Source organism: Sphingomonas tagetis (assembly GCF_024211275.1).
Taxonomy (GTDB): domain Bacteria; phylum Pseudomonadota; class Alphaproteobacteria; order Sphingomonadales; family Sphingomonadaceae; genus Sphingomonas; species Sphingomonas tagetis.
On the sequence record NZ_JAMLDX010000002.1, the window covers coordinates 299,813 to 316,895 of the forward strand.

14 protein-coding genes and 1 tRNA gene are annotated in these 17,083 nt (G+C 67.2%); 9 read left to right on the top strand and 6 right to left on the bottom strand.

Annotation, left to right across the window (positions count from 1 at the left end; genetic code table 11):
• Nucleotides 1-13: 13 nt before the first annotated feature.
• Together M9978_RS04080 and M9978_RS04085 are read left to right on the top strand one after the other, a co-directional pair.
• Nucleotides 14-1,006 carry a LacI family DNA-binding transcriptional regulator gene (locus M9978_RS04080; protein ID WP_254291583.1) on the top strand — a complete coding sequence of 331 codons (993 nt, stop codon included), beginning with the start codon at nucleotides 14-16 and terminating at the stop codon, nucleotides 1,004-1,006.
• Between the two features lie 62 nt (nucleotides 1,007-1,068).
• Nucleotides 1,069-2,043 (top strand): alpha/beta hydrolase, encoded by a 975-nt coding sequence (locus tag M9978_RS04085; RefSeq protein ID WP_254291584.1) that lies wholly within the window; start codon nucleotides 1,069-1,071, stop codon nucleotides 2,041-2,043.
• A gap of 73 nt (nucleotides 2,044-2,116) precedes the next feature.
• Here M9978_RS04085 and M9978_RS04090 read toward each other — a convergent pair whose 3' ends face one another.
• On the bottom strand, nucleotides 2,117-3,382 hold the full coding sequence (locus tag M9978_RS04090; protein ID WP_254291585.1) for an alpha/beta hydrolase family protein: 1,266 nt from the start codon (nucleotides 3,380-3,382) through the stop codon (nucleotides 2,117-2,119).
• A 56-nt stretch (nucleotides 3,383-3,438) separates the two neighbouring features.
• Between M9978_RS04090 and M9978_RS04095 the strand changes: the two genes are divergently transcribed.
• The 5 genes from M9978_RS04095 to M9978_RS04115 all read left to right on the top strand — a co-directional run bounded on the left by M9978_RS04095 (nucleotide 3,439) and on the right by M9978_RS04115 (nucleotide 10,319).
• Complete coding sequence (locus tag M9978_RS04095) at nucleotides 3,439-4,806, top strand: MmgE/PrpD family protein (RefSeq protein WP_254291586.1); 1,368 nt, start codon at nucleotides 3,439-3,441, stop codon at nucleotides 4,804-4,806.
• Nucleotides 4,807-4,872: 66 nt separating this feature from the next.
• Nucleotides 4,873-6,297 (top strand): aldehyde dehydrogenase, encoded by a 1,425-nt coding sequence (locus tag M9978_RS04100; protein WP_254291587.1) that lies wholly within the window; start codon nucleotides 4,873-4,875, stop codon nucleotides 6,295-6,297.
• A gap of 60 nt (nucleotides 6,298-6,357) precedes the next feature.
• Nucleotides 6,358-7,194, top strand: a complete 837-nt coding sequence (locus tag M9978_RS04105) for a p-hydroxycinnamoyl CoA hydratase/lyase (protein ID WP_254291588.1) — start codon at nucleotides 6,358-6,360, stop codon at nucleotides 7,192-7,194.
• A 162-nt stretch (nucleotides 7,195-7,356) separates the two neighbouring features.
• Entirely contained in the window at nucleotides 7,357-9,444 is a 2,088-nt protein-coding gene (locus M9978_RS04110) for an acetate--CoA ligase family protein (protein ID WP_254291589.1), read from the top strand.
• An 11-nt stretch (nucleotides 9,445-9,455) separates the two neighbouring features.
• Nucleotides 9,456-10,319, top strand: a complete 864-nt coding sequence (locus M9978_RS04115) for an amidohydrolase family protein (protein WP_254291590.1) — start codon at nucleotides 9,456-9,458, stop codon at nucleotides 10,317-10,319.
• Here the strand turns inward: M9978_RS04115 and M9978_RS04120 are convergent.
• Genes M9978_RS04120 through M9978_RS04135 form a run of 4 tightly spaced genes read right to left on the bottom strand, consistent with a single transcriptional unit; the run spans nucleotide 10,316 to nucleotide 14,032 of the window.
• Complete coding sequence (locus tag M9978_RS04120) at nucleotides 10,316-10,768, bottom strand: MarR family winged helix-turn-helix transcriptional regulator (RefSeq protein WP_254291591.1); 453 nt, start codon at nucleotides 10,766-10,768, stop codon at nucleotides 10,316-10,318. The genes M9978_RS04115 and M9978_RS04120 overlap by 4 nt on opposite strands.
• Nucleotides 10,769-10,803: 35 nt before the next feature.
• The gene (locus M9978_RS04125) at nucleotides 10,804-11,949 is read right to left on the bottom strand and encodes a Gfo/Idh/MocA family protein (RefSeq protein ID WP_254291592.1); all 1,146 of its coding nucleotides are present in this window, start codon (nucleotides 11,947-11,949) and stop codon (nucleotides 10,804-10,806) included.
• Nucleotides 11,946-13,013 carry a sugar phosphate isomerase/epimerase family protein gene (locus tag M9978_RS04130; RefSeq protein WP_254291593.1) on the bottom strand — a complete coding sequence of 356 codons (1,068 nt, stop codon included), beginning with the start codon at nucleotides 13,011-13,013 and terminating at the stop codon, nucleotides 11,946-11,948. Before M9978_RS04130 ends, M9978_RS04125 begins: the two co-directional genes overlap by 4 nt.
• A 17-nt stretch (nucleotides 13,014-13,030) precedes the next feature.
• On the bottom strand, nucleotides 13,031-14,032 hold the full coding sequence (locus M9978_RS04135) for a LacI family DNA-binding transcriptional regulator (RefSeq protein WP_254291594.1): 1,002 nt from the start codon (nucleotides 14,030-14,032) through the stop codon (nucleotides 13,031-13,033).
• 186 nt (nucleotides 14,033-14,218) lie between these two features.
• Between M9978_RS04135 and M9978_RS04140 the strand changes: the two genes are divergently transcribed.
• Nucleotides 14,219-15,418 carry an MFS transporter gene (locus M9978_RS04140; RefSeq protein WP_254291813.1) on the top strand — a complete coding sequence of 400 codons (1,200 nt, stop codon included), beginning with the start codon at nucleotides 14,219-14,221 and terminating at the stop codon, nucleotides 15,416-15,418.
• 108 nt (nucleotides 15,419-15,526) lie between these two features.
• A complete protein-coding gene (locus M9978_RS04145) occupies nucleotides 15,527-16,771 on the top strand; it encodes a chymotrypsin family serine protease (protein WP_254291595.1) in 1,245 nt (414 codons plus the stop codon).
• Between the two features lie 19 nt (nucleotides 16,772-16,790).
• Here M9978_RS04145 and M9978_RS04150 read toward each other — a convergent pair.
• Nucleotides 16,791-16,866 (bottom strand) — tRNA-Ala (locus tag M9978_RS04150).
• Nucleotides 16,867-17,083: the final 217 nt, after the last annotated feature.

A 17,083-nucleotide genomic window follows, 5' to 3' on the forward strand; every position in this document is an offset into this window, starting at 1 on the left:
GTAGGAACCGCAAATGGCGGGGCGAAATCCGAGACTTGACGATGTAGCGGCGAAGGCGGGGGTGTCGGCGGCGACCGTATCACGCTATCTCAACAGCCCCGAAATCGTCGCGGCCGCCACCGGCCAGCGAATCCGCGAGGCGATCGACGCCACCGGCTATGTCCAGAATCTCGCGGCGGGCGCGCTCGCCAGCAGCCGTAGCCGCCTGATCGCCGCGCTCGTCCCCGATATCGCGCAATCGATGTTCAACGACACGGTCGAGGCGATGATCGACGAGCTGGCGATGGACGGGAACAGCGTGATGCTCTCGCTCACCGGCCCGGACAATCATCGGCTCGCGCGTGAGATCAACATGGCGCTCGCGCGCCGCGTCGATGCGATCATCCTGACCGGCATCGTGTCGGACACCGAGATGCGCCAGAAGCTTCGTCTGGCCGGGATCACGGTGATCGAGACCTGGGGCCTGCCCGAGGACCCGATCGATGTCGCCATCGGCTTTTCGCACCGCGCCGCGGGCGAGGAGATGGCGCGATTCCTGCGCCAGCGCGGCTATCGCCGCCCGCACCTCGTCGTGCCGCGCTCGACTCGCTCGGCGCGGCGCGCGAGCGGCTTCGTCACCCGCTGGCTGCACGATGGCGGCGAGGAACCGACCCGGCTCGAGGTCGGGGTGCCGAGCCATTTCGGTCAAGGCCGCCTCGCTTATCGCGGTCTCGCCGATCTGGCCGCGCAGCCCGACGTCGTCGTGTGCGGCTCCGACTGGATCGCGCAGGGGCTGATCGTCGAGGCGCAGGCCGCCGGTATCCGCGTGCCCGACCAGCTCGCCGTTACGGGCTTCGGCAACCTCCGCCTCGCCGGCGACATGCGGCCGACGATCACCTCGATGGATATCGATGGGGCGCGGATCGCGCGCGAGGTGCTGCGCGTGCTGCGCGCTCGCGCCGCCGGCGAGCCGGTCGAGACGCGCATCGATGTCGGCTTTCGAGTGATCGCGCGCGAGAGCGCATGAAAGGGCTTGCATCGCCGATCGGCGCCGTTAGTTTTATCGCATAACATTCACGGGAGAGTGGGATGCGTAACGCGATCGTCGGACTGGCTCTGGCGCTGATCACCGGCACGGCGCTGGCGCAAGTTCCGCCCGGCACACCGGGTGTCGCCGAGCAGGAAAAGCGCGACGCCGAAACCCGCGCCGCCTTCGCAAAACTGCCCGACACGCCCGGCACCGGCCCCTATCCGGCGTTCAAGCAAGTCGATCCCACGCTGCCCGATCACGTCGTCTATCGCCCGCGCGACCTGTCGAAGCTGGGCAAGACGAAGCTCGCGGTGCTTGTGTGGGGCAATGGCGGCTGCCGCGACGACGGCGCGAGCGCTCGCCACCACCTCGCGCAGATCGCCTCGCATGGCTATCTCGCCATTGCGCCGGGCAAGATCCTGAGCGGCCCGGGCGCGGTCACCGTGGCGCCCCGCCCTACCGATGGCGGGGTGGAAGCGCGTCAGGGCGTCGCGACGACCTACCGGGACGTCCTGGCCGGCATCGACTGGGCGGTCGCCGAGAATGCGCGCAAGGGCAGCCCTTATTACGGCAAAATCGACACCGCCAAGGTCGCCGTCGCCGGTCACAGCTGCGGCGGGCTGCAGGCGATCCAGGCCGGCGCCGATCCGCGCGTGAAGACCGTGATCGTCCACAATAGCGGCGTGTTCACCGATGGCAGCAATCCGATCAAGGGCATGACCGTCGACAAGTCGCTGCTGTTCAAGCTGCACACGCCAGTGCTCTATGTACTGGGCGGCAAGCTCGACGTCGCGTGGGTCAACGGCAGCGACGATTACAAGCGCATCGGCCATGTGCCGGTCGCGCTGCTCGACGCGCCGGTCGGCCATGGCGGGACGTTCCGCGAAGTGAATGGCGGCGAGGTGGCCGGCTTCGCGGTCGATTGGCTGAACTGGCAGCTGCGCGGCGACAAGCGCGCAGCGAAGCGCTTCGTCGGCGCCGGTTGCGGGCTGTGCCAAAATCCCAAGTGGAAGCTGGAGCGCAAGGGAATTTAACGCGCCACGACAACCACATACAGTCCGTCATGCTGAAACAAGTTCAGGGTGACGGCGGGTATGGCGGCCAGCGTCACCCGCACTTCCCTCCGCGCACGCACGGCCGCAACATCGGCGCGGGGACATGCGGCACGAACTGGGCGGGTGCCGGGTTCCATTTGCCCCGCGACAGCCGCTGGTCGAGATAACGGATGCTCGCCATCACCTGCCCCGTGTCGAACGCGCAATGCCCGGCGCCGCGGACATACAGGCTGCGCACATCGCCCCTCGCCGCCTCGGCATAGCCGCGCTGCAAGGCGGGCGGCGTCATGCCGTCGCCGATCGTTTGCACCGCCAGCAGCGGCACCAGCGGGCGCGCGTTCGGCGTGTAATTCGCCATCATATAGGCGACCGCCCTGGGATCGGCCGTGATCCGCTGGCCGGCGTTGAGCCGCGCGAGGTCGCCGTCCAGCTTGAGTCCGGCCTCCCGATACAGCGTCTCGACAAATCCGCGCCGCCCGGACTTCGCCAGCTGCACGCGATAGTCGATGCCGTTGTTCCAGCTGAACGCGCCGCCCGCGCGCGCTTCCTGATCGGTGCGCGGCAGATAGACACCCATCACGAAGGAGCGCGCGATCTCGTCCGCCTGCGCGCGAAAATCGCTTGCTGCTGGCTGCGGCTTGTCGCGGCTGGTCCAGCCCGGAATGCCGGCGAGCACACCGGCCAGCGCCACCCGCGCGCGGCCTTCGGGCGTCTTCACCGCCTCGGCCAGCGCATCGCCGACTCGCTTGCCGTTGACCCGATCGTCGTCGATCCCGACCAGACGAATGCCCTTGTCCGGCGCGACCAGCGTGCGGAACGCATAGGCGCCATCGAGCGCCATGTTCATCATCCCCACCGCGCCGCCGATCGACGCGCACATCGCCAGCGCGCCGTCGATCCCCGCGCCGCGCTGCTCGGCAAGCGCGGTGCTGACGAGTCCGCCCATCGAATTGCCCCACGCGATCACGCGCTTGGGCTTGCCGTATTTCATCGCGAACGCCGCGATCGTCGCGCGCTGGGCAGGCACGGCGTCGGCCAGTGCCCAGCCGCCCGCACCATAATCCGATCCGGCAATGGCATAGCCCGCATCGAGCAGCGCCTGGCGGTGCGGCTTTGGCGCCGAGTCGGGCGATCCGACATTGGGGGAATAGCCGCGGCTCCACAGCAGCAGCGTGCCGTTCCAGTTGGCCGGCACTTCGGCGACCCATTTGGCGCCGCCCGGCAGCGTCTGCGCGGCGGGCGCAATCTCCTGCCCCACCGTTGCCGTTTGCGGCCACACCACCGCCAGCATCGCCACCGCCAGAGCCGTTCTGCGCATCGCCCTCTCCTTTTCGCTTGCATGTCGAATAGGATCGATGAAAGCGTTTGCAAAGAATGTTTTGTGATAAAGCAATTTCACAGGCCGTTGCACGGCATTTCGCGGCGCTGAGCTTCGACGCGCTGCCCGCTGCAACGGTTCACGCGACTCGCCGCGCGCTGCTCGACGCGCTCGGCGTGATGCTCGGCGCGACCGGATTGGGCGAGGACGCGCGCCCTTATCGAAGCCATGCGCTCACCGCGACCGGTCCAGCCCGCCTGCTCGGCTTCCCTGAACGAAGCACGCCGTCGCTCGCCGCGCTCGCCAATGGCGCGCTCGCGCACGCGCTCGATTTCGGCGACACGTTCGATGCCGGGCCTGCGCATCCAAACGCCGCGCTCGTTCCAGCATTGCTGGCGCTCGCGGACGCAGATCCGGGCATCGACGCCGCGCGCTTTCTCACCGCGATGACGGCGGGCAGCGACCTTGCCTGCCGGCTCTCGCTGGCGCCGCCGCGACCCTATGAGGAAGGCGGCTGGTATCCGCCGCCCCTCGTCAACCTGATCGCCACGGCCGCGGCCTGCGCCAGGCTGCTGGGTCTCGACGCCGACGGCATCCGGCACGCGATGGGGCTCGCGCTGGTACAGGGCGGCTTCCCGAGTGAGATCAAATACGATGCCGTCTCGCCGATGCGCGGCGTTCGCGAAGGCTTTGTGGCGCGTGCGGCGGTCGAGTCGGCGCTGCTCGCGCAAGCCGGCGCGCGCGCCTTCGCCGAACCCCTCGAGGGCAAAGCCGGCTTCTTCGCCGTCTATGGCGGCGGCCCGCCGCGCGATGTGCTGCTCGACGGGCTCGGCACGCGGTTCCTGGGCGACGAGGTCAGCTTCAAGCCCTGGCCGGCTTGCCGCGGCACGCACCCCTATATCGAGGCGGCGCTTGCCCTGCGCGACCGCATCGACCTCGCCGAGGTCGAGCGGATCGAGGCCGAAACCGGTCCGATCCAGGAAATGCTGATCCGCCCGCAACCCGCGAAAGCCGCACCCGACCAGCCGATCCACGCGAAGTTCTCGATCCCCTATACCGTCGCCGCGGCGCTTCTCGATGGCGAGGTCACGCTCGCCACCTTCCTGCCCGCGCGCATCGCCGACACCAGCACACGCGCGCTCGCGTCGAAGGTGGTCGAGGTCCGCAATCCCGCCTGGACTCGCGCCGAGGCCGCCAGCGGCTCGCTCACCTTCGTGATGCGCGACGGCGGCCGTATCGTGCATCGCGTGATGCAGGCCGCCGGGCATCCCGATAGGCCCATTTCCGACTCGGCGCTGATCGCCAAGTTCGCCGACTGCGCCGCCTATGCCGCAACGCCGGTCGGCGCGGCCGAAGCCGAGGCGCTGGCCGGTCGAATCCTCGCTTTTCCGCCGCAAGGCAGTGCCGCCGCACTGCTCGGATGATCTTAGGAAAGCGCTTGCATCGGCACCTTTTAGGTTATATCACATAACAATAAAGGAGAGGCGTTCATGGCCACGATTGCACCGCCGGCACCCGGCACCCGCTTCACTCGTCTCAATCCCGTGACCGGCGAAGTCGCGACCGAAGCGAAGGCGTTCACCGTCGCCGACGCGAACGAGGCGGTCGAAGCTGCCGCCGCGGCGTTTCCCGCCTGGTCGGCGCTCGGGCCGAACGCCCGCCGCGCCGCGCTCAACAAGGCGGCCGATGTGCTGGCGAGCAAAGCCGAGGATTTCGTCGAGGCGATGAAAGGCGAGATTGGCGCGACCGAGGGCTGGGCGCGCTTCAACCACATGCTCGCGGTCGGCATGATCCGCGAAGCTGCGGCGCTGACGACACAGATCGGCGGCGAGGTGATCCCGTCGGACAAGCCCGGTTGCATCGCGATGGCGATCCGCGAGCCCGTCGGCGTGATGCTCGGCATCGCGCCGTGGAACGCGCCGATCATCCTCGGCGTGCGCGCCGTCGCGGTCCCGCTGGCGTGCGGCAACACCATGGTGCTCAAGGCCAGCGAGCAATGCCCGCGCACGCATTCGCTGATCGCCGAGGCGTTCGACGAGGCGCTGCCCAAGGGCGCGGTCAGCATCGTCACCAACGCCCCCGCGGACGCGCCGGAGATCGTCGGCGCGCTGATCGACCATCCGCATGTCCGCCGCATCAACTTCACGGGATCGACCGCGGTCGGCAAGATCATCGCGCAGCGCGCCGCCGGGCATTTGAAGCCGGTGCTGCTCGAGCTGGGCGGCAAGGCGCCGATGCTGGTGCTCGAGGACGCCGACCTCGACGAAGCGGTCAAGGCCGCGGCGTTCGGCGCGTTCATGAACCAGGGCCAGATCTGCATGTCGACCGAGCGGATCATCGTCGTCGAAAGCGTCGCCGATGCGTTCGTCGAGAAGTTCAAGGCCAAGGTCGGCACGATGCCGGTCGGCGATCCGCGTGAGGGCAAGACCCCGCTCGGCGCCGTGGTCGATCAGAAGACCGTGGATCATGTGCAGTCGCTGATCGACGACGCGGTCGCCGCCGGCGCGGTGCAGGTCAATGGCGGCGCATCGAACGGCGTGCTGATGCCGGCGCATGTCATCGACAAGGTCACGCCGGCGATGAAGCTGTTCCGCGACGAGAGCTTCGGTCCGGTCGTCGGCGTAATCCGCGCGCGTGACGAGGCGCATGCGATCGAGCTCGCCAACGATACCGAATATGGCCTGTCGGCAGCGGTGTTCACGCGCGACACCGCACGTGGCCTGCGCGTCGCACGCCAGATCAAGTCGGGCATCTGCCACGTCAACGGCCCGACCGTGCATGACGAGGCGCAGATGCCGTTCGGCGGCGTGAAATCCTCCGGCTATGGCCGCTTCGGCGGCAAGGCCGGGATCGACAGCTTCACCGAGCTGCGCTGGATCACCATCGAGACCGAACCCGGCCACTATCCAATCTGATTGAATTGCATTGCCGCCCGGCGTCCGCCGCGGTCGCTCAACAGGGCTGAAGGAAGAAAAATGACCGAGACCTCCTCGAACGGCGTCGTCGCCTATGACGTCGAGAACGGCATCGCCTGGGTGCGCTTCAACCGCCCCGACAAGCGCAACGCGATGAGCCCGACGCTCAACCGCGACATGATGGAAGTGCTCGACCTGCTCGAGCATGACGAGAAGGTCGGTGTGCTGGTGTTGTCGGGCGAAGGCGCGGCGTGGACCGCGGGCATGGACCTCAAGGAATATTTCCGCGAAACCGAGGCGGACGGCCTGCGCGGCACGCGCAAGGCGCAGCGTGAGAGCTATGGCTGGTGGCGCCGCCTGCGCTGGTATCAGAAGCCGACGATCGCGATGATCAATGGCTGGTGCTTCGGCGGCGGCTATGGCCCGCTGTTCGCCTGCGACCTCGCCTTTGCGGCGGAAGAAGCCAAGTTCGGGCTGAGCGAGATCAACTGGGGCATCCTGCCCGGCGGCGGCGCGACCAAGGTCGCGACCGAGCTGCTGCCGTTCCGCAAGGCGATGTACCATGCGATGATGGGCGAGAATATCGACGGCAAGACCGCCGCCGACTGGGGCCTGGTCAACGAGGCGCTGCCGCTGGCATCGCTCAAGCACCGCGTCACCGAAGTCGCCAATGTTCTGCTCGCCAAGAACCCGGTCGCGCTCAAGGCGACCAAGGACGCCGTGCGGCGCGTCGGCGTGATGACCTATGACGAAGCCGAGGATTATCTGATCCGCGCGCAGGAAGCGGCCAACAGCTACGATAATGAAGGCCGCAAGGAAGGCATCCGTCAGTTCATCGACGAGAAGAGCTACAAGCCCGGCCTCGGGGCCTACGACAAGGATCGCGTGAAGGCCTAGTTCAATCCTCCCCCGGAGGGGGAGGGGGACCGCCGCGTAGCGGTGGTGGAGGGGTAGGTCTCCACAAACGCAATGTCTCGCTCGTGGAGATTACCCCTCCACCAGCTTCGCTGGTCCCCCTCCCCCTCCGGGGGAGGGTTGGGACGACCAACGGATGGCCCCATGCCCGACCTCTCCCGCCTACTCACCCCGCGCTCGGTCGTCATCGTCGGCGCCTCGCCGACTCCGGGCTCGCTCGGCAATTCGGTGCTGCGAAACCTCGAACGGCACGGCTATGCCGGCGACATCCACCTGATCAATCCGAAGCGCGACGAGATCGATGGCCGCAAATGCCTGAAGTCGATCGACGAACTGCCGCAGGGCGTGGACGCCGCGGTGCTGGCGATCCCCGGCGGCGCGGTACTGCCCACGGTTCAGGCGCTTGCGGCGCGCGGCGTCGGCGCCGCGATCATCTTCTCGGCAGGGTTCGCAGAAGGGGGGGAGGAGGGGCTTGCCGCACAAGCCGAAGTCGCGCGCATCGCGCACGAGCATGGCATGGTGGTGGAAGGGCCGAATTGCCTCGGCATGGTCAACTATGCCGCTGGCATTCCGCTGACCTTCGTCGAGGCCCCCGTCCTCGACCTGACCGGCAAGCCGGCAGTCGGCATCGTCAGCCAGTCAGGCGCGATGGCGGTCGTGCTCGGCACGACGCTGATGGGAAAGGGTCTCGGCATCACCGTCTCGGTCTCGACCGGCAATGAAGCCGCGTCAGGCGTCGAGGATTATGTCGAGCACCTCATCGCCGATCCCGCCACTCCTGCCATCGGCATGATCGTCGAGCAGTTCCGCAAGCCCGCCCGCTTCCTCACGCTTGCCGAACAGGCGCGCGTGGCGGGCAAGCCGATCGTCCTGCTCCACCCGGGCACGTCGAGCGCCGCGCGCGAATCCGCCGCGACGCATACCGGCGCGATGGCCGGCGACTGGCAGCTGATGAAGGCCAAGGTCGAGCGCGCGGGCGTGATCCTGGTCGATAGCCTCGAATCGCTCGGCGACGTGCTCGAACTCGCCGTGCGGGCCAGGCCCGTGCGCAAGGGCGGCACCGCCGTCCTCACCGAATCGGGCGCGTTCAAGGCGCTCACACTCGATCTCGCCGAAGCGATCGGCCTCGTACTGCCGGAGATGGCTGGCGAGACCGCGGCGACGATGCGCGCCTCGATCCCCGATTTCATCCCCGTCTCCAACCCGATGGACCTGACTGCGCAGGCACTGGTCGATCCCGATCTCTACCGCCGCACGCTGATCCCTTTGCTCGCCGACGACAATTTCGCGGCGCTCGTGTTCGGCATCATCCAGACCGACGAAGCGACGTCCGCGCGCAAATTCCCGGCGATCATCGATGCGGTGAAGGCGCTGCAACCGGAAAAGCCGGTGATCTTCGCCGGCATCGATGACGGCGCCGAGGTGCCCGCAGACTACATCGCCGGGCTGCGCGCGATCGGCGTGCCGTATTTCCCTTCGGCCGATCGCGCCTACCGCGCGCTGCGGCATTTAAGCAAGCTGGCGACGCGCGATTTCGCCCGCGCCGACGCGGTGCCGGCCGCACTCGACCTGCCCTCGGGCGTCATTCCCGAGTATCGCGCGAAGCAGCTGCTCGCCCCGCTCGGCATCCCCTTTCCCGCCGGTGGCTTCGCGGCCACGGTAGACGACGCCAAGACCGTCGCCGCGCGCGTCGGTTATCCGGTCGCGATCAAGGCGCAGTCCGCCGAGCTCAGCCACAAGAGCGATGCCGGCGGCGTGCTGCTCAACATCGCCGACGACGCCGCGCTCGATACGGCGTGGGCAAAGCTCTACGGCAATGTCGCCGCCTATGACGCGGGCATCGCGCTCGACGGCGCGCAGGTCGAGGCGATGGGCAAGCGCGGCGTCGAGCTGATCGTCGGCGCGCGGAACGATCCCGATTGGGGTCCGGTGATCCTGGTCGGTTTCGGCGGGGTCACTGCGGAATTGCTCCACGACGTCCGCCTGCTCCCGGTCGATCTGACGCATGACGCGATCGTCGCCGAGCTGCGCGCGCTCAAGCAGGGCGCGCTGCTCGACGGCTATCGCGGCTCGCCCGCGCTCGACGTCGACGCGGTGGCCAGGCTGATCGCCGGGTTGGGCCGGGCTTTGTCGGGCACGCCGTCGATCCGCGAGATCGACCTTAACCCGGTCGTGGTCTATCCTAGGGGCGAAGGTGTGGTCGCGCTCGATGCGCTGATCCTCACCGAATAGGGGGGCGCAGCATGGACGCGGCGAAGCTCGACGCGATCGACATCCACGTCCATGCCGAGGTGTCGTGTCACGATCCCGAAGATCCGATCTTCGCCGAGTTCGCCGACGCCGCGACGAAGTATTTCAAGGCCGACCGCCGCCGTCCGACGATCCCCGAGACGATCGCGCACTATCGCGCCGCCAATATCGGCTTCGTCATGTTCACCGTCGACATGGAAGCCGGCACCGGCATCAAGCGCATCCGCAACGAGGAGATCGCGGAAGCCGCGGCGGCGAACAACGACATCATGATCGCTTTCGCCTCGATCGACCCGCACAAGGGCAAGCGCGGCGCGATCGAGGCGCGCGACCTGATCGAGAAGCACGACGTGAAGGGGTTCAAGTTCCACCCGCCGCTACAGAATTTCGACCCAGCCGATCCGATCGCCTGGCCGCTTTACGAAGTGATCGACCATTATGGCCTGCCCGCGATCTTCCACACGGGCCATTCGGGCATGGGCACCGGCATGCCCGGCGGCGGAGGCATCCGCCTGAAATACGGCCAGCCGATCCTGGTCGACGAGGTCGCGGTGCGCTTCCCCAATATCAGGATCATCCTGGCGCATCCCGGCTGGCCATGGACCGACGAGAGCCTGTCGATGGCGCTGCACAAGCCCAACGTCTTTATCGACCTGAGCGGCTGGAGCCCCAAATATTTCCCGCCGCAAATCGTCAAATACGCCAATAGCCAGCTCGGCCACAAATTCCTGTTCGGATCGGATTTCCCGCTGATCCCGCCCGATCGCTGGATCGCGGCCTATGACGAGGCCGGGTTCAAGCCCGAGCTGCGCGAGAAGATCCTGAAAGGCAACGCGGCCAAACTACTCGGGCTTTAGGCGGCGGCAGGGTCGCGCCGCTCGATCCGGCCGAGCAGTTCCAGCAGCATCGCCCGCTCCGCCTCGCTGAACCCGGCGAGCATGCGCTGTTCATGCGCTGCGATGCGTGCAAGGCAATCGGCGAGCATCGCGCGTCCGGCATCGGTGATGTTGAGCGAAAAGGCGCGCCGGTCGCCCGGATCGACAACGCGTGCGATCAGCCCGGCATCGACCAGCTCGTTGATCAGCGAGACCATGTTGGCGCGCTTGATGCCGAGGACGCGGCCGACCGCGCCCTGGTTGATCCCCGGACTCCCCGACACGACGGTGAGGATGCCGACCAGCACCTGGCGCATCCCCGTCCCTTCCATCGCCACCGCGAAATCGGCGGCAAAGGCGCCAAAGGCGCGGCGGAGGTGATAACCGACCAGCGGGCCGAGTTCGCCGATATTGTTCTTCGCTCGCGACATAGAGCGCAGCGACAGACACGGTTTGCCGGTCGGCGTCAATTGGCGATGGCCTGCGGGATCATTGCCGTCCAGGCGCCGTTCGATCGGCTCGACACGATCGCCGTCTCGACAAAGGCGATTCCGGCGACACCGTCGGCCACCCGTGCTCCGAACAGAGGCGCGCGCGAACGCTGCGTCCAATGCTCCGCGATGTCGCGATAGAGCTGGCCGAGCGCTTCGAAATAGGCTTCGGGATGCCCTGCGGGTAAGCGCGTCGCCGCCACCGCTGCCGGGTGCAGGCCGCCCGCGCCGCGCCGCATCAGCACGCTGTTACCGCCCACGGGCGTGAAGCGCAGCAGGTCAGGCGCCTCCTGCGCCCATTCGAGTCCGCCCTTGTCGCCATAGATGTGGAAATCGAGGCCATTCTTGGCGACCGCCGGCGCGACCTGCGTCGCCCAGATGCCCGCACGCGCGCCATTTTCAAGGCGCAGCATGATCTGCACATCGTCATCGAGCGCGCGGCCCGGCACGCTCGCCTGCAAATCGGCGGCGAGCGCGACGGCGTTGAGGCCCGTCACGCTGTGCAGCAGATTATAGCAATGCGTACCGATATCGCCGAGGCAGCCGCCCGGGCCGGCGAGCCGGGGGTCGGTTCGCCATGCCGCCTGCTTGGAGCCCCCCGCCTCCACCGGGGTCGCCAGCCAGTCCTGCACATAGCGGATCTGCGCCCCGCGAAGGGTGCCCAGCTCGCCCGCCCGGACCATCGCCGCCGCCTGCCGCACCATCGGATAGCCGGTATAGGTATAGGCGACCGCGAACAGCAGGTCCCGCTCGGACGCCAGCGCCGCCAGCTCGCGCGCCTGCTCGAGGTCGAGCGCCAGCGGCTTCTCGCACAGCACGGCGATGCCGGCCTCCAGCGCGGCCTTGGCGACCGGATAATGGAGATGGTTCGGCGTCACGATCGCGATCAGCTCGACGCCATCCTCGCGCCGCGCCTCGGCCTCGATCATCGCCCGATAGTGCGGATAGGAACGCGCGGCATCGGCGATCAGCGCGGCCCCCTCGCCCGCCGCTTCGGGCCGCGACGAGAAGGCGCCGGCGACCAGCTCGAACCGCCCGTCGAGCCGCGCCGCCGTGCGATGCACCGGACCGAAAAACGCGCCCGCGCCGCCGCCGACCATACCCAGCCGGATTGGCCTCATTGCGCGCCGTCCAGTCCCAACAGCCTGCGGTTGAACCCTGCATCCGTACCGCTGGCGGCGAAATCGTCGAAGCTGCGCGATGCGACCGGAATGACGTGATCGGCGATGAACTTCGCCCCCTCGGCGGCACCCACCGCGGAATCCTTGAGCGCGCACTCCCATTCGAGCACCGCCCAGCCCGGAAAATCATATTGGGTGAGCTTGGAGAAGATCGCTGTGAAGTCGACTTGCCCGTCGCCCAGGCTGCGGAACCGCCCGGCGCGATCCGCCCAGTTGCTGTAACCGCCATAGACGCCCTGCCGGCCGGTCGGACGGAACTCGGCGTCCTTGACGTGGAAGCACTTTATCCGGCTGTGATAGATGTCGATGAAGGCGAGATAGTCGAGCTGCTGCAGCACGAAATGGCTCGGATCATAGAGTATGTTCGCGCGCGGATGCCCGTCCACCGCGTCGAGGAATCGCTCGAACGTCACGCCATCGTGCAGGTCCTCGCCCGGATGCAGCTCATAGCTCACATCCACGCCCGCATCGTCGAACGTATCTAGGATCGGACGCCAGCGCCTGGCAAGCTCGGCGAACCCTTCCTCCACCAGTCCCGCCGGGCGCTGCGGCCAGGGATAGACATAGGGCCACAGCAACGCACCGGAGAAGGTCGCATGAGCGGTGAGCCCCAGATTGCGGCTCGCGCGCGCGGCATGGCCGAGCTGTTCGACGGCCCATTGCCGCTGCGCTTCGGGCTTGCCGCGCAACGCATCGGGCGCGAAGGCATCGAACATCGGCGCGAAACCCGGATGCACCGCAATCAACTGGCCCTGCAGATGAGTCGACAGCTCGGAGATCGCCAGCCCCTTTTCGGCGAGCTTGCCCTGCAGTTCCTGCGCATAATCGGCGCTCTCCGCCGCCAGCGCCAGATCGATGACACGCGCGTCCCAGGTCGGCAGCTGCAGCGCCTTGTAGCCCAGGCCTGCAGCCCAGTCCGCGATCGTGTCGAGCCGGTCGAACGGGGCCGAGTCGCCCAGAAACTGGGCGATGAACAGGCCCGGCCCCTTGATTTCAGTCGCCATTCCAGCCTCTCTCGATCTCAGTTTCGCGGCGGCGCGGTCGAGCCGCGCACCATCATTTCGGTCGGCAGCACCAGCATCCGCGGCTCGAACTTCGGATTGCGCAGCTGTTCGAGCAGGATGCTGACCGCCTCGAAGCCGAGCCGGTCGGTCGGCTGACGCACCGTGGTCAGCGGCGGATCGAGATATTGCGACAGCGGGATATCGTCGAACCCGACGATCGACACGTCGTTCGGCACCTTCAAACCATGGTTCCGCAGCGTCTGCATCGCACCCACCGCGGTCTCGTCGCTGGCGCAGCAGATCGCGGTGAACGGCGCGCCGCCGTCGAGCAATTCCTTCGCCGCGCGGGCGCCGGATTCAGCGGTGAAATTGCCCACCGCCATCAGCGCCGGCGACACCGGGAGGCCGAGCTGGCGCATCGTCGATCGAAAGCCCTGTTCGCGCTCGTCGCTGATCGGCTGATCCGGCCGCCCGCCGATATAGGCGATCTGGCGATGGCCCAGTTCGGCGAGGTGCCGCACCGCGAGCGCGATACCCGCCGGATTGTCGGTCCGCACCCGGCTGATCGAGGAATCCGCGACATATTCGCAGACGGTCACGATCGGGAAGCGCTGCCGGTAATAGAGCTCGGGCACATGCGGCATCATCGTCAGCAGGCCATCGACCTGACCCGACGCGATCATGCTGGCATAGCTCGCCTCGCGCGCCTCGTCGTGCTGCGTGTCGCCGAGCAGTACCGAATAGCCGGTCTCGAACGCGCCGCGTTCGATTCCCCGGATGATCTCGCCGAAGAACGGATTGGTGATGTCGGGCACCAGCGCGAGGATCACGCGGCTGCGCGACGTTCGCAGGCTGCGCGCCTGCACGTTGGGCACGTAATTGAGTTCGGCCACCGCCGCCATCACGCGGTCGCGCGTTTCCGGCGCAACCACGGAGGGGTTCTGCAACGCCCGCGAGATGGTCGCGATCGACACGTTCGCCCGCTCGGCGACTTGCTTGATGGTCGATGGGCGTTTCATCCCCGGCTCTCTCTCCTCAACCCCGTTGCGCATGCGATAGATTGGATATCGTTTACATTTCAAGCCGCATCTCTGCCAGCTCCGCCAATTTCCGCACTATTGCAGCATCGGTTTGCGCACTTTATGAAAACCATTACACCGCGATCAACGAATCGCAAGATCGAAGGGGAGAGGTCAGTGTCGGCGATGCGCATCCGGTTGAGCGTGATGATGTTCCTCCAGTTCTTCATCTGGGGAAGCTGGTTCGTGACGCTGGGCACATTCCTCGGCGGCGCGTTCGGCGCCAGCGGCGCCCAGACGGGTCTCGCCTATTCGTCGCAATCCTGGGGCGCGATCCTTGCGCCGCTGATCGTCGGGCTGATCGCCGACCGCTTCTTCAATGCCGAGCGCATCCTCGGCCTGCTGCATCTGCTCGGCGCGCTGCTGATGTATGCGATGTATCGCTCGGCGGATTTCGACAGCTTCCTGCCCTATGTCATGGGCTACATGATCGCTTACATGCCGACGCTGGCGCTGGTGAACTCCATCTCCTTCCGCCAGTTGACGGATCCCGCCCGGGAATTCGGCTGGATCCGCGTCTGGGGCACGGTCGGCTGGATCGTCGCCGGCCTCGCGATCAGCGTGCTGGCATGGGACAGCCAGCAGGCGGTGGCCACGGGCATGCTGCGCCAGACCTTCCTGCTCGGCGCGATCGCGTCGGCGGTGCTCGGACTCTACAGCTTCACCCTGCCCGCCACGCCGCCCGCAAGGGGCGAAGGCGCAAGCCTTGGCGACCGGCTGGGCCTCAGCGCCTTGTGGCTGCTCAAGGACCGCAATTTCGTAGTCTTCTTCATCGCCTCGATCCTGATCTGCATCCCGCTCGGCTTCTATTATCAGAATGCCAGCCCGTTCCTGACCGAGATCGGCATCGACAACCCCACCGCCAAGCTGTCGATCGGGCAGATGTCCGAAGTGCTGTTTATGCTGCTGCTGCCCGTGTTCCTGGCGCGCTTCGGCATCAAGAACACGCTGCTGATCGGCATGGCGGCATGGGCGCTGCGCTATCTGTTGTTCGCCCTTGGCTTCGACGGCCCCAGCGCGACGCTGATCATCCTGGGCATCGCGCTGCACGGCGCCTGCTACGACTTCTTCTTCGTCTGCGGCCAGATCTACACCGACGCCCGCGCTGGCGAAAACTGCAAGAGCGCCGCGCAGGGCCTGATCACCCTCGCCACCTATGGCGTGGGCATGCTGATCGGTTTCTGGGTGGCGGGCCAGGTCACCGATGCCTTCGCCACCGGCGCGCAGCACGACTGGTACCGCATCTGGCTGGTCCCCGCGGCCCTCGCCGCTGCGATCCTCGTCGTCTTCCAGCTGCTGTTTCGTTCTGAGCGAAAGGCCTTATGAGATCGTTGAGCGGTTTCAACGATATGGGCTTGGTGGCTGATGGGAGATCGAACGCCCGACCGCTGCCGTGACGCATCGGGCCTTGTTCGCTCGGGCTGGAATTGGCTGATGCCCTTGCTGGGCATCCTCGCTTCGGCCGAGCCCGTCGCGGCGCAACCGATCCAGACGCGCGAAACGGCATTGCTGCAGGATGCGGGCGAATATGCGCGAGCCTATGGCGTCTCGCCGACCGAGGCGTTTCGCCGCTTGCAGGTCCAGCATGACAGCGTCGCGGCGACCGACGCGATCTCGAGCCGCTATCGTGATCGCCTCGCCGGCATCTCCGTCCAGCATCGGCCGGATTATCGCTTCATTGTCTATCTCACCGGCAGCGAACCCGTCCCGGAAACACGGATCAAAGCCGGCGGAACGACCGCACCCGTCATTTTCCGGACCGGCGCCAAGGCGAGCCGTGACCGCGTGGTGTGGGCGCTCACCAATCATCAGGCCGCGATCCGAACGGCCGCGCGAAGCTATCCCTCGATGGGCGTCGATCCGCGCACCGGCGAGCTGGTGGTCATCGCCGGCAGCGCCCCCGTGGCAGCGGCCGGCGGCGCGGCGGCGCTGGATGCTGCGCTGGAGAAGCTGACCAGCGTGCCGGTCCAGGTCCGCGTACTCGACCGCGTCGACCGCAACTTGGCGCTGCGTGGCGGCGGACGGCTCGACGGGATCGATCCCGCCAGTGGCAAGCGTTTCCGGTGTACCAGCGGTTTCATGGTCAGCGACGGGCAGCGCGCGGGCATCACCACGGCCGCCCATTGCCTCGACGACCTCACCTATCTCGACCCGCAGCGCCGTCCGACCCCGCTGAGCTTCATCGGCCAATGGGGCTGGGGCTATCATGATCTGCAGATCCATGGCGGCCCAGCGCCCGACCGGCCGCTCTTCTATGCCGACACCGCGCGCACCATCGAACGGCCAGTGGAGGCGCAGCGCAGCAAGCCCGGCACGCGAGCGGGCGACTTTGTCTGCCACCGCGGCGAGAGTACCGGCTATAGCTGCGCCGAAGTGGAACTACTCGACTTCGCGCCCGCGGGCGAGCTTTGCGGCGGCTTCTGCCTGCCGACCTGGGTCGCGGTGGCGGGGCCGACGTGCAAGCAAGGCGACAGCGGCGGCCCGGTGTTCAGCGGCACGACCGCATTCGGCATCGTCAAGGGCGCGACCTTCCGGCCCGACGGCTCATGCGCCTTCTACTTCTACATGTCGCTCGACTATCTGCCCGCGCCATGGTCGCTGCTGATCGAAAAAACCAGGTCGCCGCCAACGCTCGCTAATCAGGCCCGCTCGCGCGCCACACGTGATTTTTTCAGGTGATTTTGAATGACGTGGGGCTTGGTGGAGCTGAGGGGAATCGAACCCCTGACCTCTGCAGTGCGATTGCAGCGCTCTCCCATCTGAGCTACAGCCCCGCTCCACGCTCCGGCAGCGCCGGAAGGCGGTTCCTCTAGCGTCACCCCCGCCCCCGCGCAAGCCGCCTTGGCGCGGTTTTTGACCCGCTCCGCAGCGATTGCGCCCGGCCGCGTCGCGCGATGCGGCCAATGGTGGAACCAACCGTGCCGCCGGCCTTTATTTCCGCTGTCGGGACGCGCCGCAAGCGCCGTCCCCTTCCGCAGGAATAAGGAGAAT

Bases quoted from the DNA above. Each gene is read 5' to 3' on its own strand.
- M9978_RS04080 (WP_254291583.1), top strand. From the start codon at position 14: ATGGCGGGGCGAAATCCGAGACTTGACGATGTAGCGGCGAAGGCGGGG.
- M9978_RS04085 (WP_254291584.1), top strand. From the start codon at position 1,069: ATGCGTAACGCGATCGTCGGACTGGCTCTGGCGCTGATCACCGGCACG.
- M9978_RS04090 (WP_254291585.1), bottom strand. From the start codon at position 3,382: ATGCGCAGAACGGCTCTGGCGGTGGCGATGCTGGCGGTGGTGTGGCCG.
- M9978_RS04095 (WP_254291586.1), top strand. From the start codon at position 3,439: ATGTTTTGTGATAAAGCAATTTCACAGGCCGTTGCACGGCATTTCGCG.
- M9978_RS04100 (WP_254291587.1), top strand. From the start codon at position 4,873: ATGGCCACGATTGCACCGCCGGCACCCGGCACCCGCTTCACTCGTCTC.
- M9978_RS04105 (WP_254291588.1), top strand. From the start codon at position 6,358: ATGACCGAGACCTCCTCGAACGGCGTCGTCGCCTATGACGTCGAGAAC.
- M9978_RS04110 (WP_254291589.1), top strand. From the start codon at position 7,357: ATGCCCGACCTCTCCCGCCTACTCACCCCGCGCTCGGTCGTCATCGTC.
- M9978_RS04115 (WP_254291590.1), top strand. From the start codon at position 9,456: ATGGACGCGGCGAAGCTCGACGCGATCGACATCCACGTCCATGCCGAG.
- M9978_RS04120 (WP_254291591.1), bottom strand. From the start codon at position 10,768: ATGTCGCGAGCGAAGAACAATATCGGCGAACTCGGCCCGCTGGTCGGT.
- M9978_RS04125 (WP_254291592.1), bottom strand. From the start codon at position 11,949: ATGAGGCCAATCCGGCTGGGTATGGTCGGCGGCGGCGCGGGCGCGTTT.
- M9978_RS04130 (WP_254291593.1), bottom strand. From the start codon at position 13,013: ATGGCGACTGAAATCAAGGGGCCGGGCCTGTTCATCGCCCAGTTTCTG.
- M9978_RS04135 (WP_254291594.1), bottom strand. From the start codon at position 14,032: ATGAAACGCCCATCGACCATCAAGCAAGTCGCCGAGCGGGCGAACGTG.
- M9978_RS04140 (WP_254291813.1), top strand. From the start codon at position 14,219: ATGCGCATCCGGTTGAGCGTGATGATGTTCCTCCAGTTCTTCATCTGG.
- M9978_RS04145 (WP_254291595.1), top strand. From the start codon at position 15,527: ATGCCCTTGCTGGGCATCCTCGCTTCGGCCGAGCCCGTCGCGGCGCAA.